Consider the following 24,608-nt stretch of genomic DNA (forward strand, 5'->3'; position numbering starts at 1 on the left):
CTCAGCGCGGATGATGAAATGCCTATTGCAGCGCAGCACGACGCTGAAAAGGGCTGCCATCGCTGGCAAGGAATCCCGGATCAGGAATCGCGCGTCGCTGGCTCAATCGGTCAGCGTGCGAGCGCGGCAACGCCGGGCAGTTCCTTGCCTTCCATCCACTCCAGGAATGCGCCGCCGGCTGTCGATACGAAGCTGATCTCGCCGCCCACGCCCGCCTGGTTGATCGCCGCCACGGTGTCCCCGCCGCCGGCGACCGAGACCAGGCCGCCTTCCTTGGTAAGCGCCGCAACGGTATGCGCCAACGCCATCGTGGCACGGTCGAAAGGCTGCGTCTCGAACGCACCCAGCGGCCCGTTCCACACCAGCGTGCGGCAGTTCTTGAGCACGTCGGCCAATGCCTCGGTCGCGGCCGGGCCGATATCCAGGATCATCTCGTCCGCCGCGACTTCATGAACATTGGCGGTGCGCAGGCTTGGCGGGTTCACCGCAAACTCCTTCGACACCTGCACGTCATAGGGCAGGTGAATCGTGCAGTTCGCCTTCTCCGCCGCCTCGAAGATCTCGTTCGCGGTGCCAACCAGATCGTGTTCGCACAGCGACTTGCCGACATCGACCCCACGCGCCGCCAGGAAGGTGTTCGCCATCCCGCCGCCGATGATCAAATGATCGACCTTGCCGACCATGGCCTTCAGCACGTCGAGCTTGGTCGAGACCTTGGCACCCCCGACCACCGCCGCGACCGGATGCTGCGGGTTGCCCAGCGCCTTGTCCAGCGCATCCAGTTCGGCCTCCATCTGCCGTCCGGCAAATGCCGGCAGCTTGTGGGCAAGGCCTTCGGTCGAAGCGTGCGCGCGGTGCGCGGCCGAGAAGGCGTCGTTGACATAGAGATCGCCTAGCGCGGCGAAGCGATCGATCACGGCGGGATCGTTCCTGGTCTCCCCGCCGAAAAAGCGGGTATTCTCGAGCAGCGCAATATCGCCGGCCTTCAGCGTCGCGACGGCTTCCTCGGCCCCTTCCCAGTTGATGTAACGCACCGGGCGGCCGAGCACCTGCTCGAACGGCTTGGTCAGCAGCGCAGTCGAATGTTCGGGGCTCGGCACCTTCGGCCGGCCGAAATGGGCGAGGACCAGCACGATCGCGCCCTTGTCGGCCAATTCGGCGACGGTCTGCACCGCCGCGCGAAGCCGGGTGTCGTCGGTCACCTCGGCGCCGTTCATCGGTGCGTTCAGATCCTCGCGCACCAGCACGCGCTTGCCGGTGACGTCGCCCATGTCGTCCAGCGTCTTGAACGCCCTGCTGCTTACCGGCTCTGTCATGTTTCGATCCTGATCTCGTCGCCAACCGCGATTTCGCCGGGGGCGATCACCATTGCACATACGCCGCCGCGCCAGTCCGGCATCAACGCCGCCTTCAACCCTTGCGCCAGCGCTTCCATGCGGCTGCAAGGGTCGCACTCGCAGCGCACTTCCAGCATCACGTCGGCACCGATCCGCAGCCGCGCGCCGGGCATTTGCGGCAGGTCGAGCCCATCGACCAACAGGTTGACCCGCCGCTGTTCCCAGCCGATCGAGCGCCCCAGTTCGGCCATGGCCGCTTCCCAGTCGCCCGCTTCCATCAGCGTGACCTGGCGCTTGTGCGGCTTGCCCTTCATAGCGCCACGAAAATCGCCGGCAATCCCGCCTTCCAGCGTCACCCGTGCACGATCGATGGTCTCCATCGGTGCCTTGGGAAACTGGTGACGGGCAATACCGGCGATCCGTCCCATCTTACCCCAGCTTGGCCATCGCCGAAGCGGTGTCGACCATGCGGTTCGAGAAGCCCCATTCATTGTCGTACCAGCTGACGACACGCACCAGCTTGCCGTCGATCACCGCCGTCTCAAGGCTGTCGATAGTCGAGGAAGCGGGATTGTGGACGATGTCGATCGACACCAGCGGCTCGTCCGAAAATGCCAGCACGCCCTTAAGCGGCCCGCTTTCGGCGGCCGCCTTCAGGATCGAGTTGACCTCCTCCTTGGTCGTGTCGCGCTTCGGCGTGAAGGTCAGGTCGATCAGCGAGCCGTCCGGCACCGGCACGCGCACCGACGAACCGTCCAGCTTGCCCTTCAGTTCGGGCAGCACTTCGCCCACTGCACGCGCGGCGCCCGTGGTGGTCGGGATCATGCTCATCGCCGCGGCACGGGCGCGACGCAGATCGTCATGGATCTGGTCGAGGATCTTCTGGTCGTTGGTATAGGCGTGGATCGTGGTCATCAGGCCACGCTCGATGCCGATGCTGTCGTTCAGCACCTTGGCGACCGGCGCCAGGCAGTTGGTGGTGCACGACGCGTTCGACACGATCGTATGACCGGCCTCGAGCTTGTCGTGGTTCACGCCATAAACAACGGTCAGGTCAACGTTCTTGCCCGGGGCAGAGATCAGCACCTTCTTCGCGCCGGCGTCGAGATGCTTCTGCGCCGATGCGCGGTCGGTGAAGAAACCAGTGCACTCCAGCACGATGTCGACGGCGTTGGCGGCATGCGGCAGGTTGGCGGGGTCGCGCTCCTTGGTCACCTTCACGCGCTTGCCGTCGATCACCAGGTCGTCGCCCTCGGCCGTGACGGTGCCGGGATATTTGCCATGCACGCTGTCGCGGCTGAACAGCCACGCATTCGACTTCGCGTCGGCCAGATCATTGATCGTCACCAGTTCAAGACCGCTTTCCGGGCGCTCGAGAATGGCGCGCGCCACCAAGCGGCCGATCCGTCCGAACCCGTTGATCGCAACCTTCGTCATGTGCTTCTCCTCAAGCGCCAAGTTTGGCCAGGATCTGCGCGCTGATCTTGTCAGCGGTCAGACCGAAATAATCGTAGACATCGTTGATCGGCGCCGACGCGCCATAACGGTCGATGCCAAAGCGCATGCCGTCCACCATCGTGTAGCGTTCCCAGCCGAACGTCGTGCCTGCCTCGATCGAGACGCGCAGCAGTTCCTCGGGCTTGAGCGGCGGCAGCACGTCGTCGCGATATTCCGCCGGCTGCGCGTCGAAACGCGACCAGCACGGCATGGACACGACATCGGCGCCAATCCCCTTGGCTTCCAGTTCGGCGCGGACGGCAACGGCGATCTCGACCTCGGACCCGGTGGCGATCAGGACAACCTTGCGCGGCGCCTCAGCGGCCTGCAGGCGATAGCCACCGCGCGCCGCCCCGCCGCTGCTCAACTGCGGCAGGTTCTGGCGCGACAGTGCGAGCAATGATGGACCGTCCTTGCGTGCCACCGACTGGGCCCACGCCTCGGCCGTCTCGACCGTGTCGCACGGCCGCCACAGCTCGAGGTTCGGGATCATGCGCAGCGACATGACGTGCTCGACCGGCTGGTGGGTCGGGCCATCTTCGCCAAGGCCGATCGAATCGTGCGTCATCACATAGACGACACGGGCGTTCTGAAGCGCCGACAGCCGGATGGCGGGCCGTGCATAGTCGGAGAACACCAGGAACGTGCCGCCATAGGGCAGAACCCCGCCATGCAGCGCCATGCCGTTCATCGCCGCGGCCATGCCGAACTCGCGAATGCCGTAGCGGATATAGCGGCCGGTCCGGTTATCGGCGGTAAAGTCGTCCAGCCCCTTGGTCAGCGTATTGTTGGACGGGGTGAGGTCGGCCGAGCCCCCGATCGTCTCGGGCAGCGCGGCGTTGATCGCGTCGAGCGCCATCTGACTCGCCACCCGCGTCGCGATCTTCTTGGGGTCGGCCAACAGGCCCTCGATATAGCTGTCGAGCGAGAATCCTGCCGGCAGGTCGCCCGCCATCCGGCGTTGGAACTCGGCGCGATCGGCGTGACCGGCAAGTCGCTGCTTCCAACCGGCATGCGGCGCGGCCGCGCGCCTGCCGGTCTCGAGCCAGGCTTCGCGGATATCGTCCGGCACAACGAACGGCTCGGACGTCCAGCCCAGCGTTTCGCGGGCCGCGGCGACCTCGGCCGCGCCCAGCGCGGCGCCATGCGTCGCGGACGTGCCTTGCTTGTTCGGCGCGCCCTTGCCGATGATCGTGGTGCAACGGACCAGCGAGGGCCGCTCGTCGGCGATCGCCGCGTCGAACGCCTTGGCGATGCTGGCGGGGTCGTGCCCATCGCAGCTGACGACATGCCAGCCGGTGGCGGCATAGCGAGCCGGAATGTCCTCGCTGGACGAGAGCGACACCTTGCCGTCGATCGTGATGTTGTTGTCGTCCCACAACACGATCAGCCGGCCCAGCTTCAGGTGCCCGGCGATGCCGATCGCCTCGTGGTTGATGCCTTCCATCAGGCATCCGTCGCCAGCGACCACCCAGGTACGGTGATCAACCAGCGAATCGTCGAAGACGGCATTCAGGTGCCGTTCGGCCGCGGCCATGCCGACCGCCATTGCAAGGCCCTGGCCCAGCGGGCCGGTCGTGCACTCGACGCCCGGCAGCTCGAAATTCTCGGGGTGCCCGGCGCACGGGCTGTGCAGCTTGCGAAAGCGGCTGATGTCCTCGATCGTGGGACGTGCGTAGCCGGTGAGATGCAACAACGCATAGATCAGCATCGAACCATGACCGGCAGACAGCACGAAGCGGTCGCGGTCGGCCCATTTCGGGTCGGCCGGATCGTATTTCAGATAATCGCTGAACAGCACGGTCGCGACATCGGCCATGCCCATCGGCATGCCCGGATGACCCGAATTGGCGGCCTCCACCGCGTCCATCGCAAGCGCGCGAATGGCGTTGGCCCGCTCGCTGAACGGAACGGCACTGAACGAAACGGTCACGGCAGGTCCCCTGATGCCGGGCCCCGCGTCTCGCCTGCCCGGCGACTCGAATGTGGCGTGCCTTTGGGGCGCACGGGCGCGCACGTCAACCGCCCGGGGCTTGCGAGCGAGGTAAAGCCTGCCTATCCAACTGGGCATGACGGAGGCGTCCCACCCAGCGCTCGACCGCATCGAGCGCGCGCTGTCCCGGATCGAGGCAGCCTCTCGCCGACGCGCCTTCGATGCTGATGCACTTGCACGCCGGCATTTCGCGCTACGCGAAAAGGTCGAGGATGCCATTGCGGCGCTGGATTCGCTGATCGACGGGCAGAAGGATTGATGGGCCAGGTAACGCTGACCATCGCCGGCCGCCCGCACAGCATCGCCTGTCGCGATGGTGAGGAACTTCAGCTCGAGCGGCTCGGCGCGCTGCTTTCGCGCCACACCGACACCGCACAGCGCGCGTCGGGCGGCAATTACGAACGCACCTTGCTGTTCCTCAGCCTGATCCTGGCCGACCAATTGGACGAAGCCGAGCGCAATCCGCCCGCCGGCGTGTCGCCCGTGCTGCTCGAAAATCTTGCCGATCGCCTCGAAGCCGTCGCCGCGACCCTTGAGGATGGCGGCACAAACGCCTAAATATGTCTGTGGCGGGCACTGCCCGGTACGAGCTAAGATCATCCCTGAGGCTATTTCTTCATCCAAGGGAGCTGTCCCTGCCCGGGTCCTGGCCCGAAGCACATGGTTCCCACCTGACGTTCTGTGCGTCAGTGGATATCACCGCACACGGCCCATGGTGGTCCCGCCACCCTCGACTTTGAGGCATTCGGAACGTCGCGATGGATGATAAACGCACCCTTCGCGCTCGGATGCGCTCACTGCGTGACGAGTTTGCGATGACGATCGGCGGCGTGATCGAACCGCCGCCCGCGCTGCTCGATCGCTTCGTGCCCGGCGCAACCGTTTCAAGCTATATGCCGGTCGGCAGCGAGGCCGATCCAAGCGCCATCGCCTTTGCCGCCGCCGAGCGCGGCTGCCGCATCGTGCTGCCCCATGTCGCCAGCCGCGAATCGCCCGTCGCTTTCCATGTCTGGAACCCGGGCGAGCCGCTGATCGCCGGACCGCTCGGCCTTCAGCAGCCCTCGACCGACAGCGTCGAGGCGGAGCCGGACGTCATCCTCACCCCCCTGCTTGCGTTCGACGCCGCGCTCAATCGGCTTGGTCAGGGCGCCGGCCATTATGATCGGGTGTTCGAACGACTCCCCGGCGCCTGGCGGATCGGCGTCGCCTGGTCGGTCCAGCGCGTCCAACTGCTGGTCACCGATTCCTGGGACGTGCCGCTGCACGGCGTCGTCACCGAAGCGATGGCTTATGGCGAGGTGGCAGCATGAACCCGTCGTGGCGCAAGCCGGCCGGCGCCTTTGCCATCGTCGCGCTGATCGTGACGTGGTGCGTGCTCATCGCCAGCTTTTCAGGCACGATCGGCGGCTGGCCGATCCTGGTTCAGCTCGTCTTCTACGTCATCACCGGCGTCGTGTGGATCATGCCGCTAAAGCCGCTGCTGCTCTGGATGGAGACCGGCCGCTGGCGCGTGCCTGAACCGGACTGATTCGGGCCGGTCACACGGGCGGGATCGTGTAATAGGCAGCCAATTGCTCGCGATACGCGCGGTCATAGCTCGGCTCGTCATCGCCTTCGGCATCATAGCCTGGCGCGCTGTCGATCTGCTCCCTGGTGATGTCAACCACATAGCCGCCCTGCTCGGGCTCGTAGGTTAGCGCCCGCCACGGCAGCGGATAATGGCGATGGCCGATCCCCAGCACGCCGCCAAATGCCAGCACGGCATATTCGACCTGACCGGAAACCTTGTCGACCATGAAGCGCTCAACCGTGCCCAGCCGCTCGCCCATGCGGCTGTACACGGCCGTGCCCTCCACTCGATCCGAAGCGATCATCGGATTGGGACTCTCGACCCTGGCGTTCATCGCATGTCTCCTTGCTCCTTCACTCAACGCGTCCGCACGCACTCGGTTGCCGTTCAGCGGCAGCCGGCCTAGGTCCGTCACATGCGCAACCACTTTCTCGCAGCCCTGCTGCTCACCGCCGTTCCGACCCTTGCCCAGGCGCAGGCCGTCGCGCCGATCCTGACGACGCCCGAGGCGAAGGACGTGTGGACCTATGCCCGCCCTGCGGAGGCGCGGGTTACCCATGTCGACCTCGACCTGGATGTCGATTTCGCGGCCAAGGTGGTGCGCGGAACCGCCATCCTCGACGTGCTGGCGGCGCGTGGTGCCAAGGCCATCGTCCTCGACACGCTGGATCTCGAAATCTTCGGGATCACCGACGAGCGCGGCCGCGCCCTCGCCTACTCGCTCGGCAAGAAGGACGCCGAACTCGGCAGCCCGCTGACGATCCAGCTGAACGGCGCCAGAAAGATCCGGATCGCCTACAAGTCCGCGCCCGGCGCGCGAGCGCTGCAATGGCTCACCCCGCAGCAGACCGCCGGCAAGCGCCACCCTTATCTGTTCAGCCAGGGTCAGGCGATCAACAACCGCAGCTGGATCCCGACTCAGGACAGCCCCGGCATCCGCCAGACCTGGCGCGCGAAGATCACCGTGCCCGAGGGGCTGACTGCGGTGATGAGCGCGCGCGCCGACACGCCCGGCGGCGTTGCCGCGGGGACGAAGCGCGCCTTCACCTATACCATGACCAACCCGGTCCCGCCCTATCTGATCGCGATCGCGGTCGGCGACCTCAAGTTCCGCCCGCTCGGCCCACGCTCGGGCGTTTGGTCCGAAGCGGACATGCTCGACAAGGCAGCGGCCGAGTTCGCCGATGTCGAGAAGATGATCGACGCCGCGCAGGCACTCTACGGCCCTTATCGCTGGGGCCGCTATGACATGCTGGTGCTGCCGCCCAGCTTCCCGTTCGGGGGGATGGAGAACCCCAACCTCACCTTCCTCACCCCCACCATCGTCACCGGCGACAAGTCGAACACCGACGTCGTCGCGCATGAGCTGGCGCATAGCTGGTCGGGCAACCTCGTCACCAACGCGACCTGGTCGGACAGCTGGCTGAACGAAGGCTTCACCACCTATTTCGAGAACCGCATCATGGAGGCGCTGTACGGCAAGGAGCGTGCGGCAGTGAATTCGCAGCTGGATTTCGCCGGCATGGTTCGCGACGTGAAGGCGGCCGGCGGCGATGCCGCGCCATCCACCTGCCTGCACGGCGATCCCGGGGAGACTGCGGGGCAGCTGGATTACCTGAAGGGCAGCACCTTCCTGCGCACGATCGAATACGCGGTGGGAAGAGCCAAATGGGACGCCTATCTGCGCAGCTATTTCGACCGCCATGCCTTCCAGCCGCAGACCAGCGCCGGCTTCCTTGCCGACTTGCGCAAGAACCTGATCAAGGGCGACCGCGTGCTCGAGACCAAGCTTCAGCTCGACCGCTGGGTCTATCAACCGGGTGTGCCGAGCAACGCGGTCGAGGTGAAATCGCAGACCCTGGCGAAGATCGACGCACAGCTTGCTGCGTTCAACGCCGGCGGTGCCGCCAGCGCGATCGATGCGACCGGTTGGTCCACGCAACAATGGAAACGCTTTCTCGACAACCTTCCGCGCCAGCAGAGTGCCGCGCGCCTGAAGGAACTCGACGACGCGCTCGGCCTCTCCAACTCGCCCAACGCCTATGTCCAGTCGGCCTGGTTCGACCTTGCCATCGCGAACCGCTACGAGCCTATCGTCCCGGCGCTCGAAGCCTATCTGACCCGGGTCGGACGCAACCTGCTGGTGACGCCGCTCTACCGCGGCTTGAAGGCGCAGGGCAGCTGGGGCGAGCCCATCGCGCGCCGCATCTTCGCCAAGGCGCAACCCGGCTATCACCCGGTTACGGTCGGCGCGGTCAGCCGCATCCTCGCGTCCGAATAACTTGGGGTTCGACAAGCTGCCCGGGCAGGCTAAGAGCGGCGTGGGGCAAAGGACGTAAGCATGGGTTTGAGCGCGATCGACATCATCGTGTTGCTGTCGGTGGGCGGCGCAGCGGTGCTGGGCCTGATGCGCGGCTTCGTGACCGAAGTGCTCTCGCTCATGGCCTGGTTGCTCGTGGTCGTCGCGCTGCGCCTGCTCCACACCCCGCTGGCCGCGCTGCTCGCCGCACCGGTGGGCACGGTGCAGGGCGCGGCCGTGCTCGCCTTTGCGCTGATCGCGGGCGTTACCTTCTTCGGCGGGCGGCTGGTCGCCAATGCGATCGGATCGCGCACCCGCTCGGGTCTGCTCGGCCCGGTCGATCGCGCGCTCGGCATTGGTTTCGGCGCATTGAAGGGCTTGATCCTGGTCAGCCTCGGCTTCCTGCTCGTCACGCTGGTCGTCGACACGGTCGGCGGCGGACCGTCGAGGCGTCCCGAATGGATGACGAGTTCGCGAACCTATCCATTGCTCAACGCCACCAGCGCCAGCATCGCCGAGTTCGTCGATCGCCGCCGCCGCGGCGAGCCGGTGTTCGGCGATGATACCGACCGGGTGCTGGCAAAGACCAAGGCGAAGAAGCGCGCCGAGAGCGACGACACGGAATGAACGCGCCGCTGTACAATACGCAGATTTTGCGGCTGGCGGCATCGATACCGTATCATGATCGGCTGCCGAACCCGATGGCCAGTGTCGAGAAGCGCTCGCCGGTCTGCGGAAGCCGCGTAACGGTCGACGTCAATGTCGATGCGGATGGCCGCGTGCGGGAGATCGGCATGCTTGTCCGTGCCTGTGCGCTTGGCCAGGCATCGGCATCGCTGCTGGGTGCGAACGTGATCGGGCGTTCGGCCGCTGAGCTGGCGACCGCCCGCGACGAACTCAGTGCATGGCTCGCGGGGAAACGCGCCGCCCTGCCCGACTGGCCCGGCTTCGACCTGTTCGAGCCGGCGCTCCCGCATACCGCGCGTCACGCCTCGATCCGGCTCGCGTTCGAGGCGGCGGCGGAAGCGGCCGAAATGGTGGGGCACCAGCGCTGATGGACCAGGGGGCGAGCCACGGTTTCGTGCTGGAATATGCGCCGCTGCTCGGCTTCGGGCTGGTCTTCGTCCTGATCTTCCGACGTCTCGGCCTCGGCGCAACGCTCGGCTATCTTGTCGCCGGCGCGCTGGTCGGCCCGCAGTTGCTGAACCTGGTCGGCGACGCTGAAGACAAGATGGTCATCGCCGAATTCGGCATTGCGCTCCTGCTGTTCCTCGTCGGACTTGAACTCAGCCCGCAGCGATTGTGGCGGATGAAGCGCGACATCTTCGGCTTCGGCCTGCTGCAAGTGGTGCTGTGCGGCGTCGTGATCAGCGCCGTCATCGGCTATGGCGCAGGCTTCTCGCCCGCCGCCGCGCTCGCGCTCGGCCTGCCGCTGGCGCTTTCCTCCACCGCGCAAGTCCTGCCGATGCTGCAGTCGGCCGGCAGGCTGCGCACCCCGTTCGGCGAGCGTGCCTTCTCGATCCTGTTGTTCCAGGATCTATCGATCGTCCCGCTGATCACGATCATCGCGGTGATGAGCCGCAACCCGGCCGATGCCGGCGGCCCGCCGGGCTGGCTGCTCGGGATTTACACGGTCGTCGCGATCACCGGGCTGATCCTGGCCGGCCGCTATATCCTGCGCCCGCTGTTCCGCCTGATCGGCAATTGGGGCGAGCGCGAGTTGTTCGTGTTCGCCGGGCTGTTCACCGTTGTCGCCAGCGCCGCGCTGATGCAGACGCTGGGTTTGTCGACCGCGCTTGGCGCTTTCATCGCCGGCGTGATGCTGGCCGACAGCCCCTACCGACACGAGCTGGAGGCGGATATCGAGCCGTTCCGCTCGATCCTGCTCGGCCTGTTCTTCCTCTCGGTCGGCATGTTGCTGGACCTATCCGCCATCGCCGAGCGGCCGCTGTTCGTGATCGTAATGGCAGCGGCGTTGATCGCGTCGAAAGCGGCCGTCATCACAGCCCTGGCCATGTTCTTTCACATGCCGTGGCGTCAGGCGCTCAGCCTCGGCCTCCTGCTGAGCCAGGGCGGCGAGTTCGCCTTCGTCCTGTTCGCCCAGGCACAGGCCGCGCAGTTGATCGCGCCCGAAGCCGTCAGCGTGTTCAGTGCCGTCGTCACCCTGTCGATGGCGACCACGCCGTTCCTGATGATGTTTACTGCCCGGTTCCGCAAGGAACGGGACGAGGTGCAGGGCGAGCGGGAGGGTCCCACTCACGATGGCGCCGGCGCGCTCATCGTCGGCTATGGCCGCTTCGGACAGACGGTCGGCCAGATGCTGAACGCCCAGGGCATCTCGGTCACGCTGATCGACACCGATATCGAGATGATCGACATCGCCGGCCAGTTCGGCGCAAAGGTCTATTATGGCGACGGCACCCGGCTGGACCTGCTGCGTCAAGCCGGCGCCGCCGACGCGCAGTTGATCCTGTTCTGCATCGATCAGGATCAGGTGACGCCCGAACTGGTCGATGCCGTGCATGACTCCTTCCCGCATGCCGCGATTTTCGTGCGCGCCTATGATCGCCGCATGCTGCTCAAGCTTAAAGGCGGTTCAGCGACCGCAGTCGTTCGCGAGGTGCTCGAATCCGCGATCAAGATGGCGCGCCTCGCGATGGAAGCGGTCGGTGTGGACCATGAAGAGATCGACCGCACCGAGGACCTGTACCGCCGCCGCGATCGCGAGCGGCTGCGCATCCAGCACGAGGCGGGGGACATGCTCGCCGCGCGTGAGACGATCATCGCCCGCCCCGAACTGGGCTTCGCCGCCGGCCGCGAGCAACCTGAGCCGCTGCCGTCCGAACGCGTTGAGGACGAGGACCGGCCATGAACCTGTTGGTGATCTTCGCCGCGCTGTCCGGTGCAATCGCAGTTGGCGCCGGCGCGTTCGGCGCGCATGCGGCCGAGGGTCAGGCACGCGAGTGGCTTCAGACCGGTGGGCAATATCAGCTCATCCATGCCGTGGCCGCGTTGATCGCCGCGCGCATGGGCGCGAACGGTGCCGGATGGGCGTTCATGCTCGGCAGCGCGATCTTCGCCGGAACGCTGTATGTCATGGCATTGGGCGGTCCGCGCTGGCTCGGCGCGGTCACTCCGCTGGGCGGCACGGCCTTGATCGTCGGCTGGTTGTTGCTTGTATGGAACGGTTGGCGCGGCTGACGGTTTAGTCGCCCTGATGCAGATTAGGGCGGGCGCACTCCTTGGCATGATGGCAGCGGCGGCGCTCAGCGCCTGCAGCGACACGACGTCGAACCCTGCCCCGCCGCGCCTTACCGAGCCGCTGTCGCTTCCCGAACAGCCTTCTACACTGCGCATCCCCGTCGGCATCCCGCTCGCGACGATCGAACGGGAAATCAACGCCGAGATTCCCGCCACCCTCTACCGCATCGACGAGCCGCAGCGCGTGTGCGTCAAGACCGAGAGCAAATTGCTGCCCGACGTCACCTGTCGGCTGCGCGGCCAGGTGGTGCGCGGGCCTATCCGACTTTCTGGCGCGGGCAATGTGCTCAACCTGGCCATGCCGGTGCGCACGACGGTGTACGCCGAGAATATCGGCAAGCTGATCAAGCGTGAGACCGCGACCGGTGCGATGAACGTCACCGCACGCGTGCGGCTCGGCCTGGCGCCTGACTGGACGCCCCGTGCCAACATCGACGCCGACTATGCCTGGACGAACAAGATCGGCATCGACTTCCTGGGACAGCGCATCGAGTTCGCCGACAAGGTCGATCCGGAACTCCGCAAGGTGCTGGCGCAGCTCGAACGGACGTTGCCTGCCAAGCTCGATCGGGTGCAGGCGAAGCGTGAGGTGGCGAAGATCTGGGCGAAGGGCTTCACCTCGGTGCGCGTGAAGTCCGATCCGCTGATCTGGGCGCGCTTCACTCCCCAGCGAATCGGACTGGCGGGCTATTCGATCCGCGACGGCCAGCTCAGCATCGGCTTTGCGGCGCAAGCCAGAACCGAGACGATCTTCGGCGATCGGCCCAAGGACCCGCCCGTCACGCCGCTGCCCAACCTGATGCGCGGCCTGCCCCCGGGCGGCATCAACGTCCACGTCCCCGTGCTGGTCCGCTACGACGTGCTCGAGGCCGCGGCGCTACGCGAGCTCCAGTCGATCGATTATCGCAAGATCAAGCTGAAGGGCGGCGCCGAAGTCGATGCCGAATATCGCAATGTCACGATTTACGGCACGCCCGATCGCCGCGTCGCGGTCGGCGTCGGGATGACGGTCAAGGCCGTTTCGGGCGCGTTCACGACCAAGGGCAAGGTGTGGTTCATCGCCCGCCCCGCGATCGATATCGACAAGCGGATCGTCGGGATCGCCGACCTACAGGTTTCGGGCGAAACGGACAGCAAGGCGTTCAACCTGCTGCTCGATGCGGTCAATCGAACCGCGCTGCGTGAGCGGATGGCGCAGGCGGTGCGCTATAATTTCGCGCGCGATTATGACGAGGGGCTGCGCAAGGCCGACGCCTGGCTGGAAGAACAGCCGTTCGAAGGCTTCGTGTTCAAGGGCGAGATGACCGGCGCTCAGCTGCGCCGGCTGCGCGTGGCGCCCGACGGCTTCCTGGTCGAGGCGGATGCGCAGGCGACCGCGGCAATGCGCTACGATCCGGCACGCGCCAGCCAGCTTGTCGCGCAGCGCCGTGCCCGACGCGAGGCCAGGCGCGAGGCCAGGACCGAAGCGGTCGAGAATGCCGTGGCAACCGCCAAGGCGGCAGGCGCAATACCGCGCTGATCGAGCCGGAGCCTCTGCATCATTCAAAGCTGCGTCATTGCTCTGACGCGGCTTTCCGCTAGGGCAACGCCATGCAACACGGCCATTCCATGCGCGGCATCGCCCTGTTCATGGGCTGTGTGTTTCTGTTTGCCTGCATGGACACCACGACCAAATATCTGAGCGGCCACTTCCAGACACCGCTGATCGTCGCTGCGCGCTACGGCGTGAACCTGTTGCTGATGGTCGCGGTCCTGGCGCCGAGACACGGGCGCGAAATGGTGACGATCAAGCGCACGCGCTGGGTGATCGTCCGCGCGCTTGCGCTGTCCGTGGCCTCGATCACCATGGCGCTCGCCGTGCAGCGCATGCCGGTTGCGGAAACCAGCGCCATCCTGTTCTTCGCACCGGTGCTGGTCACGCTCACCGCCGGGCCGTTGCTGGGCGAGCGAGTCGGATCGCGCAGCTTTGCCGCTGCGGCACTCGGGCTTGGCGGCGTGTTGCTGATCGTGCGCCCGGGCAGCGGGCTGGACGCACTCGGCGTCCTCTTCGCCGCCCTCGCGATGCTGGCGAATACAAGCTATCAGCTGCTTTCGCGCCTGCTGGGGGCTAGCGAGCGCACCATCGCGCTGCTCTTCTACACCACGCTCACCGGCACGATCATCTTCTGCGCGCTTGCCCCCTGGTTTGTCAGCGGGCGCACGCCAAGCGGGTTCGAGCTGCTGCTGTTTTTCAGCCTGGGCGTTTATGGCGGCCTTGGCCATTTCCTCTTCACGGCCGCCTACCGCAACACGGCGGCCTCGCTGTTGGCGCCGCTCAACTACATGCAACTCGTGTTCGTTTCGGTGCTGGGTTGGCTGGTGTTCAGCGATCTGCCCGACGCGCTCAGTCTGACGGGCATGGGCATCATCGCCATTGCCGGCATTCTCGCCGCGCTCAGCAGCCACTCGTCGCCGGTGAAGCGCAGCGTCTGATTACTAGCGATAGCGTTCGAGCCACAGCGTGCGCTCGATCGTCATACGCAGCTGACAGCCCTGGAACTCGAGCGGTGCGGCCGTGCCGCCAGCATATCGGTCGGCTGCGGCCTTACAGCTGCGGTCGCGTTGCGCGATCCACGCGCGTTCGGATCGGCGCAGGCTCGCCTTGCGCCTGGGCGACAGCCGTTTCATCACCATGACATAAGCTTGGTTGAGCCGGGCGTCCTGCCGCTCGAGCTCTTCCGACTGGCAGACGTTCATCGCCAGCGTCTGCCCCAAGGCCGCCGCGCCGCTCGCCATGCACTGGCGATATGTCGCCGTCAGCCGTGCTTCGACCGGCTTTGGCCATTGCGCCTGCGCCGCAACGGGGACCATCAATGCGGCAAGCAGGATCAACTTTTTCATGGCTCGTCCAACGCCGCGCGACCCGATGGGTTCAGCGCCCGAGCATATGCCCGACAAAATCATTCAGGTTCCGAAAACCGGTCAGCGCGACGGTCCCCTCCTTCCCTTGCGCCGCCGGCGCCAGCGCACGGGTGAAGCCAAGCTTGCCCGCTTCCTTCAGCCGCAGCGCGCCATGCGCCACCGGCCGCACTTCGCCCGACAGTGCGATTTCGCCGAAGGCGACGGCATCGGCCGCCACCGGCCGCTCCGATAGCGCGGAAACCAGCGCGGCTGCCACCGCCAGGTCCGCAGCGGGATCGGTCACGCGATAGCCGCCGGCGATGTTGAGATACACTTCGCTGGTCGAAAAGCTGAGGCCGCAGCGCGCCTCCAGCACCGCCAGGATCATCGCTAGCCGGCCTGAATCCCAGCCGACCACGGCGCGCCGGGGCGTCGCCCCGCTCGCCAGCCGGACCACCAGGGCCTGAATCTCGACCAACACCGGCCGCGTGCCTTCCAGTGCGGGGAACACCACCGTTCCCGTCACACTGTCGTCGCGGCTGGTCAGGAACAGCGATGACGGATTGCCGACTTCCGCCAGCCCTTCGCTCTGCATGGCGAATACGCCGATCTCGTCCGTCCCGCCGAACCGGTTCTTGACCGCGCGCAGGATACGATACTGATGGCTGCGCTCACCTTCGAACGCCAGCACCGTGTCCACCATATGCTCAAGCACGCGCGGACCGGCGAGGCTGCCGTCCTTCGTCACATGCCCGACCAGCACCAGAGCGGTGCCGCGTTCCTTGGCGAAGCGGATCAGTTCCTGTGCGCTCGCCCGCACCTGACTGACCGTGCCCGGCGCACCCTCGATCAGGTCCGAATGCATCGTCTGGATCGAATCGATGATCAGCAGCGCCGGCGGCTGCGCACCGCCCAGCGTGGTCAGGATATCGCGCACGCTCGTTGCCGCCGCGAGCTGAACCGGCGCATTGCCGAGGCCCAGCCGCCGCGCGCGCAGCCGCACCTGATCCGCCGCCTCCTCGCCCGAGACATAGGCGACGCCAAGTCCTTGCAACGCCATCTTCGCCGCCGCCTGCAGCAGCAGCGTCGACTTGCCGATCCCGGGATCGCCGCCGATCAGCGTCGCGCTCGCCTCGACGAACCCGCCCCCCAGCGCGCGGTCCAGCTCGGCGATGCCGCTCGCCATCCTGGCCGGTAGCGGAACGTCGGCGTCGAGCCCGGACATCGAGATCATGCGCCCGCCGCCCTGCAGATTGTGCTTGGCCTGGAACGGTGTCACCACCGCGCCGGCATCCTCGACCAGCGTGTTCCAGTCGCCGCAATCGCCGCACTGCCCCGCCCATTGCGCGGTCACCGACCCGCATTGCTGACAGACATAACGCTTCTTCGGTTTGGCCATGCCACGGCGATTAGCAGGAACGATTGGGGAACATCAAGCCTTCCCCGTGACCAGCAGCCCGCGCTGCACCGCCGGCCGCGCCAGCCCGCGTTCCAGCCACGCCGCGACATGGGGAAAGTCATCGAACCCTACCAAGTCGCGCGCTTCGTAAAAGCCGATCAGGTTGCGTACCCAGCCAAGCGAGGCGATGTCGGCGATCGAATAGTCGCCCATGATCCACTCGCGATCCTGTAATCTCGTGTCCAGAACACCCAGCAAGCGCCTGGATTCGCCAACATATCGCTCGAGCGGCCGCTTGTCCTCGATCGCCCGACCGGCGAATTTGTGGAAAAAGCCAAGCTGGCCGAACATCGGCCCCAGACCGCCCATCTGCCACATCAGCCAGGCGATGGTTTCGTAGCGCTGATCGGGATCGATGAACTTGCCGGACTTGTCGGCAAGGTAGATCAGGATGGCCCCGCTCTCGAACAGCGCCAGCGGGCGGCCGCCCGGTCCGGCGGGGTCGATCATCGCCGGGATCTTGCCATTGGGATTTAGGCTGAGAAACTCCGGGCTTTTCTGATCGTCCGTCGCGAAGTCGACCAGATGAGCCTCGTAGGGCAGCCCCGTCTCTTCCAGCATGATCCCTGCCTTCACCCCGTTCGGCGTGTTGAGGGAATAAAGCTGGATGCGATCGGGGTGCTGCGCCGGCCATTTGCGCGTGATGGGAAAGTGCGACGGGTCTGCCATGATCGTCTCCAGCAAGTTTACCGCGACATAGTATCGCCCTATTCGCATCGCTATGGGCGCGCCGATGAACCAAGTCCTGGATCCCGGCGAGCTTCGCGTCGCGCTGTTCAGCGGCAACTACAACTATGTCCGCGACGGCGCGAACCAGGCGCTGAACAAGCTCGTTCGCCACCTGCTCGATCAGGGCATCAACGTGCGCGTCTACTCCCCGACCACCGACACACCGGCGTTCGTACCGGAAGGCGATCTGGTGAGCGTTCCCGCATTGCCGGTCCCCGGTGGGCGCGGTGAATACAAGGTCGCGCTCGGTCTGCCCAAGGCGCCACGTGCCGATCTGGAGGCCTTTGCCCCGAACCTCGTCCACGTCTCCGCGCCTGAATTTCTTGGCCATGCGGCGGTTGCCTGGGCCGGGCGGCAGGGCATCCCGACGCTCGCCTCACTTCACACGCGCTTTGAAACCTACCCGCGCTATTACGGCCTGCAGTTTATCGAGCCGTGGCTGATCCGCCGTCTGACGCGATTCTATAACAAGGTCGATCGCGTGATGGTGCCGGGCCAATCGGTCGCCGACCTCATTGCGTCCTGGGGCGTCACCACCCCGATCGGGATCTGGTCGCGCGGCGTCGATCACGCCCGCTTCAATCCCGCGCGCCGCGACGACGCGTGGCGACGCAACCTCGGCATTCCCGACGGCGTGCCCGCGATCGGCTTTCTTGGCCGGCTGGTGCTTGAGAAGGGCCTCGACATCTTTGCCGAAGTGGCGCGCGAGCTAGCCCGTCGCAACGTACCCCACCGCATTCTTGTGATCGGCGAAGGGCCGGCGCGCGATTGGTTCGCGGGCCAAGTGCCGGATGCGATCTTCACCGGCTTCCAGGCCGGCGAAGACCTCGCCCGCGCGGTGGCCGGCATGGACGTGTTCTTCAATCCGTCGGTCACCGAAACCTTCGGCAACGTGACGTCGGAGGCGATGGCCAGCGCCGTGCCCGTCGTTGCCGCTCGCGCGACCGGAGCGATCGACCTGGTCCAGGAAGGCGTTACGGGCTTTCTGGTCCCGCCACGCGAAATCACCGCCTATGCCGACGCGATCGAGCGGCTCGCGCGCGATCCCGTCATGCGAGCCAGCTTCGGTGCAGCGGGCCATGCCAGCATGCAGGCGCATGTCTGGCCCCGCATCAACCAGGCCGTGCTGGAGGCCTATCTGGAACTGGTGCGCGAGCGCTGAGCCTTACCCCCACTCGTACGTCAGCGGCGCCTCGCGAAATGCGAACCGATCGATATGTCGCTCGACCGCGCCCTTCAGCCCGTCCAGCTGACCGTCCGCGCTTGCATCGATGCGGATCGCCATGCCGTCGGGTCTGGCGTCCAGCGTCACCAGCGCATCCGCCGGCCAATCGGCTCCGCGCGCATCCTTGGGAAACACGATCGTCCCACGATCGGCGGTAAACTCGACCTTCAGATTATGCTCCCAATGCTTGCACAGCTGCTGAAGATAGCGGCTCGCCTTGTCGGTCCTGGCGAAACCCGTCGCGCTGACCATCACAGCCGCTCGATCTTGCGCGCGGCCTCGTCGATCAGCTCCGCGACCGCGTGCAGCGTCTCCTGCGAAACCTCGCCATCCCCCAGCCGGTGCTGCAGCACCGTGCGCAAATTGCCCATGGCGCGCCGCACCGGGCTGCCATGGCTGCGCGAGCGCATCGCGCCGATTCCGGCAAGTCGCTCGAACAGCGCCTCGACCTCCTCTTCGCGCTCCGTCAGATGCGCCTGCCCGGCCGTCGTGATCGCGAACACCTTCTTGGCGTCGTCGCTCGCCTGTTCGGCGATCAGGCCCATGTCAGCCAGCATGGTCAGGGTCGGGTAGACCACCCCCGGGCTTGGCGCATAGGCGCCGCCGGTACGGTCCTCGATCTCGCGGATCAGGTCATAGCCGTGGCGCGGCCCTTCCTCGATCAGTTTGAGCAGGACCAGCCGCAATTCGTCGCCGGCGAACATCCGCCGCCGACCGCGCCCTGGCCCGCCGTCGGCATTGATGTCCCACTCGACCGTGAACGGCCCCCATTTGCCCCGGCCTCGTGGCCCGAAATGCCCGGCCATGCCGCGATGATGATGATGAAGATTACCTCGAAACATTTCAGACCTTCCGTATCCGAGTCGTGATGCTTCTAAGATATATCTTTGTAGTTAGCGTGCAAGGCTCGAGAGAGCGGAGGATCCCGTAACCTTTGCTGAAGCACTGCCATTGAGGCGGGCGGCTCTCGCCTCTATCTGCGGATCATGCCCGATCTGTTCGGCGGCCTCGACCCCGCCACGCCCCCCGATGACACCGCACCGGCCGGCCCGCTCGCCGACCGCTTGCGCCCGCAGCAGCTCGCCGATGTCGTCGGGCAAGGCCATCTCACCGGGCCGGACGGTGCGATCGGACGGATGGTCGCGGCAGGCAAGCTCAGCTCAATCATCCTGTGGGGGCCGCCGGGCACCGGGAAGACTACGATCGCCCGCCTGCTCGCCGATGCAGTCGGGCTGCGCTTCGTCGCGATCAGCGCCGTATTCTCCGGTGTGGCCGACCTTAAAAAGGTGTTCGCCGAAGCGAAGGAACACGCCAGATTGGGTCGTCGCACGCTCCTGTTCGTGGACGAGATCCACCGCTTCAACCGCAGCCAGCAAGACGGCTTCCTCCCCTTTGTCGAGGACGGCACGGTCACGCTCATCGGCGCCACTACGGAAAACCCAAGCTTCGAACTGAACGCAGCGCTGCTCAGCCGCGCGCAGGTCCTGATCCTGCGCCGTCTCGATCACCCTGCATTGACCCTGCTGCTTGACCGCGCCGAACAGCTGGAGGGCCGCCCCCTCCCCCTCACGCCCGAAGCGCGCGACGCACTCGTCGCGAGCGCCGATGGCGACGGCCGTTTTCTGCTCAACCAGGCCGAAACCCTGTTCTCCGTCAGCTTCGAGGCGCCGCTCGACTCCGCGCAGCTCGGCGACTTTCTTCAACGCCGCGTCGCCGTCTACGACAAGGACCGCGAGGGCCATTACAACCTCAACTCCGCGCTTCACAAATCGATCCGCGGCAGCGACCCGCAGGCCGCGCTCTACTATCTGGCCCGCATGCTGACCGCCGGCGAGGAGCCGCTCTACGTGCTGCGCCGCCTGGTCCGCACGGCGGTGGAGGACATCGGGCTTGCCGATCCCAACGCCCTGTCGGTCTGTCTGGCCGCCAAGGAAACGTACGAATTCCTCGGCAGCCCGGAGGGCGAACTCGCCATCGTTCAGGCATGCCTCTACCTTGCGACGGCACCCAAATCGAACGCCGGCTATATGGCGATGAAGTCTGCGTTCCGCGTCGCGAAGGAAACCGGCAGCCTCATGCCGCCACAGAACATCCTGAATGCGCCCACCAAGCTGATGAAGCAGATCGGCTATGGCAAGGGCTACAGCTACGATCACGATGCCGAAGGCGGCTTTTCCGGCGACAATTACTGGCCCGACGAGCTTCCGCCACAGACCTTCTACACCCCAACCGAACGCGGGCTGGAAAAGCGCATCGCCGAGCGCATGGCCTGGTGGGATGCGCGCCGCCGCGAATTGCAAGGTGAGCACTGACCGCTTCGCCCGCTTCGCCGCGATCGATTGGTCCGGCGCGAAGGGCAGCCGCCATCCCGGCATCGCGCTCGCGGTCTGCGGGATCGGCAATGCCGCGCCGGCGCTGGTCGCACCACCGACAAAGGCCTGGTCGCGCACAGCCATCGGCGAGTGGATCGAGGCTCATGCCGACGAGCCGCTGCTGATCGGCTTCGACATGAGTTTCTGTGCGCCGATCCTGGATCGTGGCGCCTATCTTCCCGGCGAAAGCAGCGCCCCCAATGCGCGCGCCTTTTGGGCCTATGTCGATGCGAACAGTCCGGACGAGGACCTCGGTGCCGCAAGCTTCCTCGACAGCCGGCGTGGCCGGCATTTCTATCTAGGCGCGGCCGACGGTCCCAAGGCCGACTTCATGCACTTCCGCCGCTGCGAGCAGCATTTCAACGCTTCGGGCGGCGGCAAGGTAACCACGGTCTACGATGCGATCGGCGCGGCGCAGGTCGCCAAGGCCAGTTTCGCCGGCATGCGCCTGCTCCACCGCCTGTCGGGCAAGGTCGCGATCTGGCCATTCGACCCGGTGCCGCCGAGCGGCGCGGTGATCGTCGAGATCTACACCGCCATCGCCGCACGCGCTGCCGGCCTGCGCAAAGGACGCTCGAAGATCCGCGATGCGCAAGCGCTCGATGAGGCCCTCGCTCAACTCGGCTCGCGCCCTCACATGCCGCTCGCACGCCATGACGACCATTCGACCGACGCGATCCTGACTGCCGCATGGCTGCGTGCCAATGCCGGCCGACACGATCTGTGGCATCCGCCGGCACTCACGCCCGAAGTCTCGCGAACAGAGGGCTGGACCTTCGGCATCAGTTGACGCAAAGCGCGTCCCGTGCCGGCTTAGCTCAGCTGGTAGAGCAGCGGTTTTGTAAACCGAAGGTCACGGGTTCGATCCCTGTAGCCGGCACCACTCGGATCGACATGGTCCGATGACGATATCGGCCTGGCACGCCGATCCGACATCCGCTTAACCGCACCAAGCCGGTTGACCCGCTCGAACATCTGTTGCGTCCGTTCAGGTCTGCAGCAGACCGTGCAGTCGCATACGGCGAGAACCACCGCCGGTCTGGCGGTGACTGCTAACCCGCCTACGCAGTCGAATAACTGTCCATAGCGCCGCCGTCGGAACGCGCGGGCGCGCCCTGCTCTGCAACGAGTGGGAAGCTGCCCATCGGGATGGGTGGGACCGTTTGTGGTTTATCGCCGCGCCCACGCGGATCAACACCCGTCCAACAGCGCACCGGGAGCGACCGGGACGCAAGGCAGATGGAAGAGGATCCCACTGATGGCAATGATCAGCACCGCGCGTGAGGCCGATGTCAGCGCCCCTCTCGAGTCCAACGATCGGGGAACGGAGCAGAACTTCAGATTCTACGACAATCGTCAGAAATACCTGATGTTCGTCAACACCTGCTCGGAAAAGTGGGTGGTTGCCGAACGCGTAGCGCGCGAGCTTTCCAAGCTGAAGCCGGTGCCCCCTGCGGTGCGTTTCTTCGATGCGGGCATGGGGGACGGCACGGTCCTGGCGCGCGTGATGCGCTCGATGCACGAGGCATATCCGCGCTTTCCCTTCCTGATCGCGGGCAAGGAAATCAGTCTCGAGGACATCCGCCTGACCCTCGACAAGATGCCCGACCGCTTTTTCGAGCATCCCGAGACGGTATTGGCGCTGACCAACATTTCCTACGCCGAAGCGCCCAACCTGATGCCGTCCAAGCCGGAGGCGCGCGCGCGGATGACCTGGAAGGCGGTCCCGCTCAAGGGTGCGACCACGGCAGAGTTCGAACGGCAGATCCTTGAGCTGCAACCCTTCCTCGCGCAAAACTGGAAGACGAAGGTTTCGGAAAAGACCGGAAGCCTGATCCCCGAAACGCCGACGACCCTGATCCTCTATCGCGAGGATTGCGAGTTCATGCTGGCCGACCTGATCCCGAAACGTGACCAGCCGGTTGCCGACTATGACCTGGTCATCGCCAGCCAGCCGTTCAGGCTGAGTGCGGCAACCGAATTCAAGGCCAAGCGCGTGCTGGCCCCCCTCGCCCGCGCGCTACGTCCGGATGGGCGGCTGCTCGGGATCCATTCGGCCGGCAATGATCCGGGGCTGGAAATCGTCCAGATCGTCTGGCCCGGCGAGGACCCGTTCACTACGTCGCGGCATGCGCTGCTTGAGGCAACACGGCAGGCGATGGGCGATGAAGCCGCCAATTTCCGGTTCGATCCGCTGCCCAGTTCAGAAGCGCTGTTCCGCTATGAAATGCACACGCTGCCCGACGAGATTGACAGCGAGAGCGCCTCGATCGGCACGTCGACGCTGCTCGCCGCCTGGAATGCAGCCACCTATGTCGCGCAGATCGACGACGAGCGGCTGGGCGAGGCGATGAGCAGCCCGCTCTATCTGGAGGCGACCCGCAAGGTCCTGCGCAAGAACGGCGAGCTTTGGTTCAACGACGAAAGCTACGTGATCAGTCGCAAGTCGGGCGCTGCCTGAACCATCCAACCTCGAAAAAGGGGGAACTGCATGGCCCGCGACACTTATCTGTTTACGTCCGAATCCGTTTCCGAAGGTCACCCTGACAAGGTTTCCGATCAGATCAGCGACGCCATCGTCGATCTTTTCTTGTCCAAGGATCCTGAGGCACGCATCGCGTGCGAGACGCTGACGACCACCCAGCTCGTCGTCCTCGCCGGCGAAATTCGCTGCAAGGGCGTGTATGAAAACGGCGAATGGGCGCCGGGCGCGCAGGACGAGATCGAGAAGACCGTCCGCGATACGGTGAAGCGCATCGGTTACGAGCAGGACGGCTTCCATTGGGAAAGCTTCCGCTTCGAGAACAACCTGCACGGCCAGTCGGCACACATCGCGCAGGGCGTCGATGCGTCGGGCAACAAGGACGAGGGCGCGGGCGATCAGGGCATCATGTTCGGCTATGCCGCGAACGACACGCCCGACCTGATGCCGGCGACGCTCTATTACAGCCACAAGATCCTCGAGCAGATGGCGGCCGACCGCCATTCCAGGAAGGCGCCGTTCCTCGAGCCGGACGCCAAGAGCCAGGTCACGCTGCGCTATGAAGGCAGCAAGCCGGTTGCCTGCACCGCGATCGTCGTCTCGACCCAGCATGCGCCGGGCTATGACCAAGGCGAAAAGGAAGCCGAGCTTCACGCCTATGTGAAGTCGGTCGTCGCCGACGTGATCCCCGCCGAACTGCTGTCGGACGAGACTGTCTATCACATCAACCCGACCGGCAGCTTCGAGATCGGCGGTCCGGACGGTGACGCTGGCCTTACCGGCCGCAAGATCATCGTCGACACCTATGGCGGCGCAGCGCCGCACGGCGGCGGCGCGTTTTCGGGCAAGGATCCGACCAAGGTCGACCGCTCAGCGGCCTACATCACCCGCTATCTCGCAAAGAACATCGTCGCCGCGGGCCTCGCGCAGCGCTGCACGATCCAGCTCGCCTATGCGATCGGCGTGTCGAAGCCGCTCTCGCTCTATGTCGACACGCACGGCACCGGCACGGTCGGCGACGACCAGATCGAGGCAGCGATCGGCAAGATCGAGAAGCTTGGCGGCCTGACGCCGCGCGGCATCCGCACGCATCTCGGCCTCAACAAACCCATTTACGCGAAGACCGCAGCTTACGGCCATTTCGGCCGGGCCTCCGACGGCGACTTCTTCCCATGGGAGCGGACTGATTTGGTCGATGATCTCAAGGCTGCAATGGCCGCCTGAATCCCCCTTTTTTGATGTTTAAGGAATACCAAATGGCCACCGTGCTCGAAAAGACCGATTACGTCGTCAAGGACCTCAGCCTTGCTGCATTTGGGCGCAAGGAGATTGAGATTGCGGAGACGGAGATGCCGGGCCTGATGGCGCTGCGCGAGAAGTTCGGGGCGTCCAAGCCGCTGAAGGGTGCGCGCATTACCGGTTCGCTGCACATGACGATCCAGACCGCGGTGTTGATCGAGACGCTCAAGGAGCTTGGCGCCGAGCTGCGCTGGGCGACGTGCAA

General features: G+C 65.6%; 27 protein-coding genes and 1 tRNA gene. 18 read left to right on the forward strand and 10 right to left on the reverse strand.

Annotated features, from left to right (window positions below; all coding sequences use genetic code 11):
• Positions 1-110: 110 nt before the first annotated feature.
• The 4 genes from BFL28_RS08000 to tkt are packed head-to-tail and all read right to left on the reverse strand — an operon-like array spanning position 111 to position 4,704.
• Positions 111-1,316 (reverse strand): phosphoglycerate kinase, encoded by a 1,206-nt coding sequence (locus BFL28_RS08000; protein WP_069320058.1) that lies wholly within the window; start codon positions 1,314-1,316, stop codon positions 111-113.
• A complete protein-coding gene (locus BFL28_RS08005) occupies positions 1,313-1,765 on the reverse strand; it encodes an MOSC domain-containing protein (RefSeq protein WP_069320059.1) in 453 nt (150 codons plus the stop codon). Before BFL28_RS08005 ends, BFL28_RS08000 begins: the two co-directional genes overlap by 4 nt.
• Before the next feature lies 1 nt (position 1,766).
• Positions 1,767-2,774: a type I glyceraldehyde-3-phosphate dehydrogenase gene (gene gap, locus BFL28_RS08010; protein ID WP_069320085.1), complete on the reverse strand. Its 1,008-nt coding sequence runs from the start codon at positions 2,772-2,774 to the stop codon at positions 1,767-1,769.
• Between the two features lie 10 nt (positions 2,775-2,784).
• Positions 2,785-4,704, reverse strand: coding sequence for a transketolase (gene tkt / locus BFL28_RS08015; protein ID WP_069320086.1), 1,920 nt, complete (start codon positions 4,702-4,704; stop codon positions 2,785-2,787).
• A gap of 199 nt (positions 4,705-4,903) precedes the next feature.
• On the opposite strand from tkt, the gene BFL28_RS08020 reads away from it, so the two are divergent.
• The 4 genes from BFL28_RS08020 to BFL28_RS08035 all read left to right on the forward strand — a co-directional run bounded on the left by BFL28_RS08020 (position 4,904) and on the right by BFL28_RS08035 (position 6,355).
• Complete coding sequence (locus BFL28_RS08020; protein WP_069320060.1) at positions 4,904-5,086, forward strand: hypothetical protein; 183 nt, start codon at positions 4,904-4,906, stop codon at positions 5,084-5,086.
• Positions 5,086-5,385: a cell division protein ZapA gene (locus tag BFL28_RS08025; RefSeq protein ID WP_069320061.1), complete on the forward strand. Its 300-nt coding sequence runs from the start codon at positions 5,086-5,088 to the stop codon at positions 5,383-5,385. Before BFL28_RS08020 ends, BFL28_RS08025 begins: the two co-directional genes overlap by 1 nt.
• A gap of 230 nt (positions 5,386-5,615) precedes the next feature.
• A complete protein-coding gene (locus tag BFL28_RS08030) occupies positions 5,616-6,137 on the forward strand; it encodes a 5-formyltetrahydrofolate cyclo-ligase (RefSeq protein ID WP_241527267.1) in 522 nt (173 codons plus the stop codon).
• Positions 6,134-6,355, forward strand: a complete 222-nt coding sequence (locus tag BFL28_RS08035) for a DUF2842 domain-containing protein (RefSeq protein ID WP_069320063.1) — start codon at positions 6,134-6,136, stop codon at positions 6,353-6,355. Before BFL28_RS08030 ends, BFL28_RS08035 begins: the two co-directional genes overlap by 4 nt.
• A 10-nt stretch (positions 6,356-6,365) precedes the next feature.
• Here the strand turns inward: BFL28_RS08035 and BFL28_RS08040 are convergent, their stop codons facing one another.
• Entirely contained in the window at positions 6,366-6,731 is a 366-nt protein-coding gene (locus BFL28_RS08040; RefSeq protein WP_069320064.1) for a PRC-barrel domain-containing protein, read from the reverse strand.
• Positions 6,732-6,812: 81 nt separating this feature from the next.
• Here BFL28_RS08040 and BFL28_RS08045 point away from each other — a divergent pair, with 81 nt between their 5' ends.
• The 7 genes from BFL28_RS08045 (at position 6,813) to BFL28_RS08075 (ending at position 14,429) form a co-directional block, all read left to right on the forward strand.
• The gene (locus BFL28_RS08045; protein ID WP_069320065.1) at positions 6,813-8,678 is read left to right on the forward strand and encodes a M1 family metallopeptidase; all 1,866 of its coding nucleotides are present in this window, start codon (positions 6,813-6,815) and stop codon (positions 8,676-8,678) included.
• Between the two features lie 60 nt (positions 8,679-8,738).
• The gene (locus tag BFL28_RS08050; RefSeq protein ID WP_069320066.1) at positions 8,739-9,323 is read left to right on the forward strand and encodes a CvpA family protein; all 585 of its coding nucleotides are present in this window, start codon (positions 8,739-8,741) and stop codon (positions 9,321-9,323) included.
• A complete protein-coding gene (locus BFL28_RS08055; RefSeq protein WP_069320067.1) occupies positions 9,320-9,751 on the forward strand; it encodes an iron-sulfur cluster assembly scaffold protein in 432 nt (143 codons plus the stop codon). The genes BFL28_RS08050 and BFL28_RS08055 overlap by 4 nt, the downstream gene beginning before the upstream one ends.
• Complete coding sequence (locus BFL28_RS08060) at positions 9,751-11,568, forward strand: cation:proton antiporter domain-containing protein (RefSeq protein ID WP_069320068.1); 1,818 nt, start codon at positions 9,751-9,753, stop codon at positions 11,566-11,568. Before BFL28_RS08055 ends, BFL28_RS08060 begins: the two co-directional genes overlap by 1 nt.
• Complete coding sequence (locus tag BFL28_RS08065; protein WP_069320069.1) at positions 11,565-11,897, forward strand: DUF423 domain-containing protein; 333 nt, start codon at positions 11,565-11,567, stop codon at positions 11,895-11,897. Before BFL28_RS08060 ends, BFL28_RS08065 begins: the two co-directional genes overlap by 4 nt.
• A 16-nt stretch (positions 11,898-11,913) precedes the next feature.
• Positions 11,914-13,476, forward strand: coding sequence for a DUF4403 family protein (locus tag BFL28_RS08070; protein ID WP_079247020.1), 1,563 nt, complete (start codon positions 11,914-11,916; stop codon positions 13,474-13,476).
• An 89-nt stretch (positions 13,477-13,565) separates the two neighbouring features.
• The gene (locus tag BFL28_RS08075; protein ID WP_206599094.1) at positions 13,566-14,429 is read left to right on the forward strand and encodes a DMT family transporter; all 864 of its coding nucleotides are present in this window, start codon (positions 13,566-13,568) and stop codon (positions 14,427-14,429) included.
• 3 nt (positions 14,430-14,432) lie between these two features.
• Here BFL28_RS08075 and BFL28_RS08080 read toward each other — a convergent pair whose 3' ends face one another.
• From BFL28_RS08080 to BFL28_RS08090, 3 genes are read right to left on the reverse strand one after another with little or no spacing between them, the layout of a single operon-like run.
• Complete coding sequence (locus tag BFL28_RS08080; protein ID WP_119184567.1) at positions 14,433-14,837, reverse strand: lysozyme inhibitor LprI family protein; 405 nt, start codon at positions 14,835-14,837, stop codon at positions 14,433-14,435.
• Between the two features lie 31 nt (positions 14,838-14,868).
• Positions 14,869-16,236 (reverse strand): DNA repair protein RadA, encoded by a 1,368-nt coding sequence (gene radA / locus BFL28_RS08085; protein WP_069320072.1) that lies wholly within the window; start codon positions 16,234-16,236, stop codon positions 14,869-14,871.
• A gap of 33 nt (positions 16,237-16,269) precedes the next feature.
• Positions 16,270-16,965: a glutathione S-transferase N-terminal domain-containing protein gene (locus BFL28_RS08090; RefSeq protein WP_069320088.1), complete on the reverse strand. Its 696-nt coding sequence runs from the start codon at positions 16,963-16,965 to the stop codon at positions 16,270-16,272.
• 76 nt (positions 16,966-17,041) lie between these two features.
• Here BFL28_RS08090 and BFL28_RS08095 point away from each other — a divergent pair, with 76 nt between their 5' ends.
• Positions 17,042-18,187 (forward strand): glycosyltransferase family 4 protein, encoded by a 1,146-nt coding sequence (locus BFL28_RS08095; RefSeq protein WP_069320089.1) that lies wholly within the window; start codon positions 17,042-17,044, stop codon positions 18,185-18,187.
• A gap of 3 nt (positions 18,188-18,190) precedes the next feature.
• On the opposite strand, the gene BFL28_RS08100 is transcribed toward BFL28_RS08095, so the two are convergent.
• Together BFL28_RS08100 and BFL28_RS08105 are read right to left on the reverse strand one after the other, a co-directional pair.
• Entirely contained in the window at positions 18,191-18,502 is a 312-nt protein-coding gene (locus BFL28_RS08100; RefSeq protein ID WP_069320073.1) for a DUF2218 domain-containing protein, read from the reverse strand.
• Positions 18,502-19,092 carry a PadR family transcriptional regulator gene (locus BFL28_RS08105; protein ID WP_069320074.1) on the reverse strand — a complete coding sequence of 197 codons (591 nt, stop codon included), beginning with the start codon at positions 19,090-19,092 and terminating at the stop codon, positions 18,502-18,504. Before BFL28_RS08105 ends, BFL28_RS08100 begins: the two co-directional genes overlap by 1 nt.
• Before the next feature lie 144 nt (positions 19,093-19,236).
• Between BFL28_RS08105 and BFL28_RS08110 the strand changes: the two genes are divergently transcribed.
• The 6 genes from BFL28_RS08110 to BFL28_RS08135 form a co-directional block, all read left to right on the forward strand.
• A complete protein-coding gene (locus BFL28_RS08110; protein ID WP_069320075.1) occupies positions 19,237-20,562 on the forward strand; it encodes a replication-associated recombination protein A in 1,326 nt (441 codons plus the stop codon).
• The gene (locus BFL28_RS08115) at positions 20,528-21,412 is read left to right on the forward strand and encodes a hypothetical protein (RefSeq protein ID WP_173655707.1); all 885 of its coding nucleotides are present in this window, start codon (positions 20,528-20,530) and stop codon (positions 21,410-21,412) included. The genes BFL28_RS08110 and BFL28_RS08115 overlap by 35 nt, the downstream gene beginning before the upstream one ends.
• Positions 21,413-21,429: 17 nt before the next feature.
• Positions 21,430-21,505: transfer RNA gene (locus BFL28_RS08120), tRNA-Thr, on the forward strand.
• Between the two features lie 375 nt (positions 21,506-21,880).
• Entirely contained in the window at positions 21,881-23,083 is a 1,203-nt protein-coding gene (locus tag BFL28_RS08125) for an SAM-dependent methyltransferase (RefSeq protein ID WP_069320077.1), read from the forward strand.
• A gap of 30 nt (positions 23,084-23,113) precedes the next feature.
• Positions 23,114-24,328 carry a methionine adenosyltransferase gene (metK, locus tag BFL28_RS08130; RefSeq protein WP_069320078.1) on the forward strand — a complete coding sequence of 405 codons (1,215 nt, stop codon included), beginning with the start codon at positions 23,114-23,116 and terminating at the stop codon, positions 24,326-24,328.
• A 32-nt stretch (positions 24,329-24,360) separates the two neighbouring features.
• Positions 24,361-24,608, forward strand: a 248-nt coding sequence (locus BFL28_RS08135; RefSeq protein WP_173655708.1) for an adenosylhomocysteinase, incomplete at its 3' end; no start/stop codon positions are given.

Source organism: Sphingomonas turrisvirgatae, from assembly GCF_001721295.1.
GTDB classification, from domain to species: Bacteria; Pseudomonadota; Alphaproteobacteria; order Sphingomonadales; family Sphingomonadaceae; genus Sphingomonas; species Sphingomonas turrisvirgatae.

What these genes read in the sequence shown, in the direction of transcription:
- BFL28_RS08000 (WP_069320058.1), bottom strand. Translation starts at nt 1,316, where the DNA reads ATGACAGAGCCGGTAAGCAGCAGGGCGTTCAAGACGCTGGACGACATG.
- BFL28_RS08005 (WP_069320059.1), bottom strand. Translation starts at nt 1,765, where the DNA reads ATGGGACGGATCGCCGGTATTGCCCGTCACCAGTTTCCCAAGGCACCG.
- gap (WP_069320085.1), bottom strand. Translation starts at nt 2,774, where the DNA reads ATGACGAAGGTTGCGATCAACGGGTTCGGACGGATCGGCCGCTTGGTG.
- tkt (WP_069320086.1), bottom strand. Translation starts at nt 4,704, where the DNA reads ATGGACGCGGTGGAGGCCGCCAATTCGGGTCATCCGGGCATGCCGATG.
- BFL28_RS08020 (WP_069320060.1), top strand. Translation starts at nt 4,904, where the DNA reads ATGACGGAGGCGTCCCACCCAGCGCTCGACCGCATCGAGCGCGCGCTG.
- BFL28_RS08025 (WP_069320061.1), top strand. Translation starts at nt 5,086, where the DNA reads ATGGGCCAGGTAACGCTGACCATCGCCGGCCGCCCGCACAGCATCGCC.
- BFL28_RS08030 (WP_241527267.1), top strand. Translation starts at nt 5,616, where the DNA reads ATGCGCTCACTGCGTGACGAGTTTGCGATGACGATCGGCGGCGTGATC.
- BFL28_RS08035 (WP_069320063.1), top strand. Translation starts at nt 6,134, where the DNA reads ATGAACCCGTCGTGGCGCAAGCCGGCCGGCGCCTTTGCCATCGTCGCG.
- BFL28_RS08040 (WP_069320064.1), bottom strand. Translation starts at nt 6,731, where the DNA reads ATGAACGCCAGGGTCGAGAGTCCCAATCCGATGATCGCTTCGGATCGA.
- BFL28_RS08045 (WP_069320065.1), top strand. Translation starts at nt 6,813, where the DNA reads ATGCGCAACCACTTTCTCGCAGCCCTGCTGCTCACCGCCGTTCCGACC.
- BFL28_RS08050 (WP_069320066.1), top strand. Translation starts at nt 8,739, where the DNA reads ATGGGTTTGAGCGCGATCGACATCATCGTGTTGCTGTCGGTGGGCGGC.
- BFL28_RS08055 (WP_069320067.1), top strand. Translation starts at nt 9,320, where the DNA reads ATGAACGCGCCGCTGTACAATACGCAGATTTTGCGGCTGGCGGCATCG.
- BFL28_RS08060 (WP_069320068.1), top strand. Translation starts at nt 9,751, where the DNA reads ATGGACCAGGGGGCGAGCCACGGTTTCGTGCTGGAATATGCGCCGCTG.
- BFL28_RS08065 (WP_069320069.1), top strand. Translation starts at nt 11,565, where the DNA reads ATGAACCTGTTGGTGATCTTCGCCGCGCTGTCCGGTGCAATCGCAGTT.
- BFL28_RS08070 (WP_079247020.1), top strand. Translation starts at nt 11,914, where the DNA reads ATGCAGATTAGGGCGGGCGCACTCCTTGGCATGATGGCAGCGGCGGCG.
- BFL28_RS08075 (WP_206599094.1), top strand. Translation starts at nt 13,566, where the DNA reads ATGCGCGGCATCGCCCTGTTCATGGGCTGTGTGTTTCTGTTTGCCTGC.
- BFL28_RS08080 (WP_119184567.1), bottom strand. Translation starts at nt 14,837, where the DNA reads ATGAAAAAGTTGATCCTGCTTGCCGCATTGATGGTCCCCGTTGCGGCG.
- radA (WP_069320072.1), bottom strand. Translation starts at nt 16,236, where the DNA reads ATGGCCAAACCGAAGAAGCGTTATGTCTGTCAGCAATGCGGGTCGGTG.
- BFL28_RS08090 (WP_069320088.1), bottom strand. Translation starts at nt 16,965, where the DNA reads ATGGCAGACCCGTCGCACTTTCCCATCACGCGCAAATGGCCGGCGCAG.
- BFL28_RS08100 (WP_069320073.1), bottom strand. Translation starts at nt 18,502, where the DNA reads ATGGTCAGCGCGACGGGTTTCGCCAGGACCGACAAGGCGAGCCGCTAT.
- BFL28_RS08105 (WP_069320074.1), bottom strand. Translation starts at nt 19,092, where the DNA reads ATGTTTCGAGGTAATCTTCATCATCATCATCGCGGCATGGCCGGGCAT.
- BFL28_RS08110 (WP_069320075.1), top strand. Translation starts at nt 19,237, where the DNA reads ATGCCCGATCTGTTCGGCGGCCTCGACCCCGCCACGCCCCCCGATGAC.
- BFL28_RS08115 (WP_173655707.1), top strand. Translation starts at nt 20,528, where the DNA reads ATGCGCGCCGCCGCGAATTGCAAGGTGAGCACTGACCGCTTCGCCCGC.
- BFL28_RS08125 (WP_069320077.1), top strand. Translation starts at nt 21,881, where the DNA reads ATGGCAATGATCAGCACCGCGCGTGAGGCCGATGTCAGCGCCCCTCTC.
- metK (WP_069320078.1), top strand. Translation starts at nt 23,114, where the DNA reads ATGGCCCGCGACACTTATCTGTTTACGTCCGAATCCGTTTCCGAAGGT.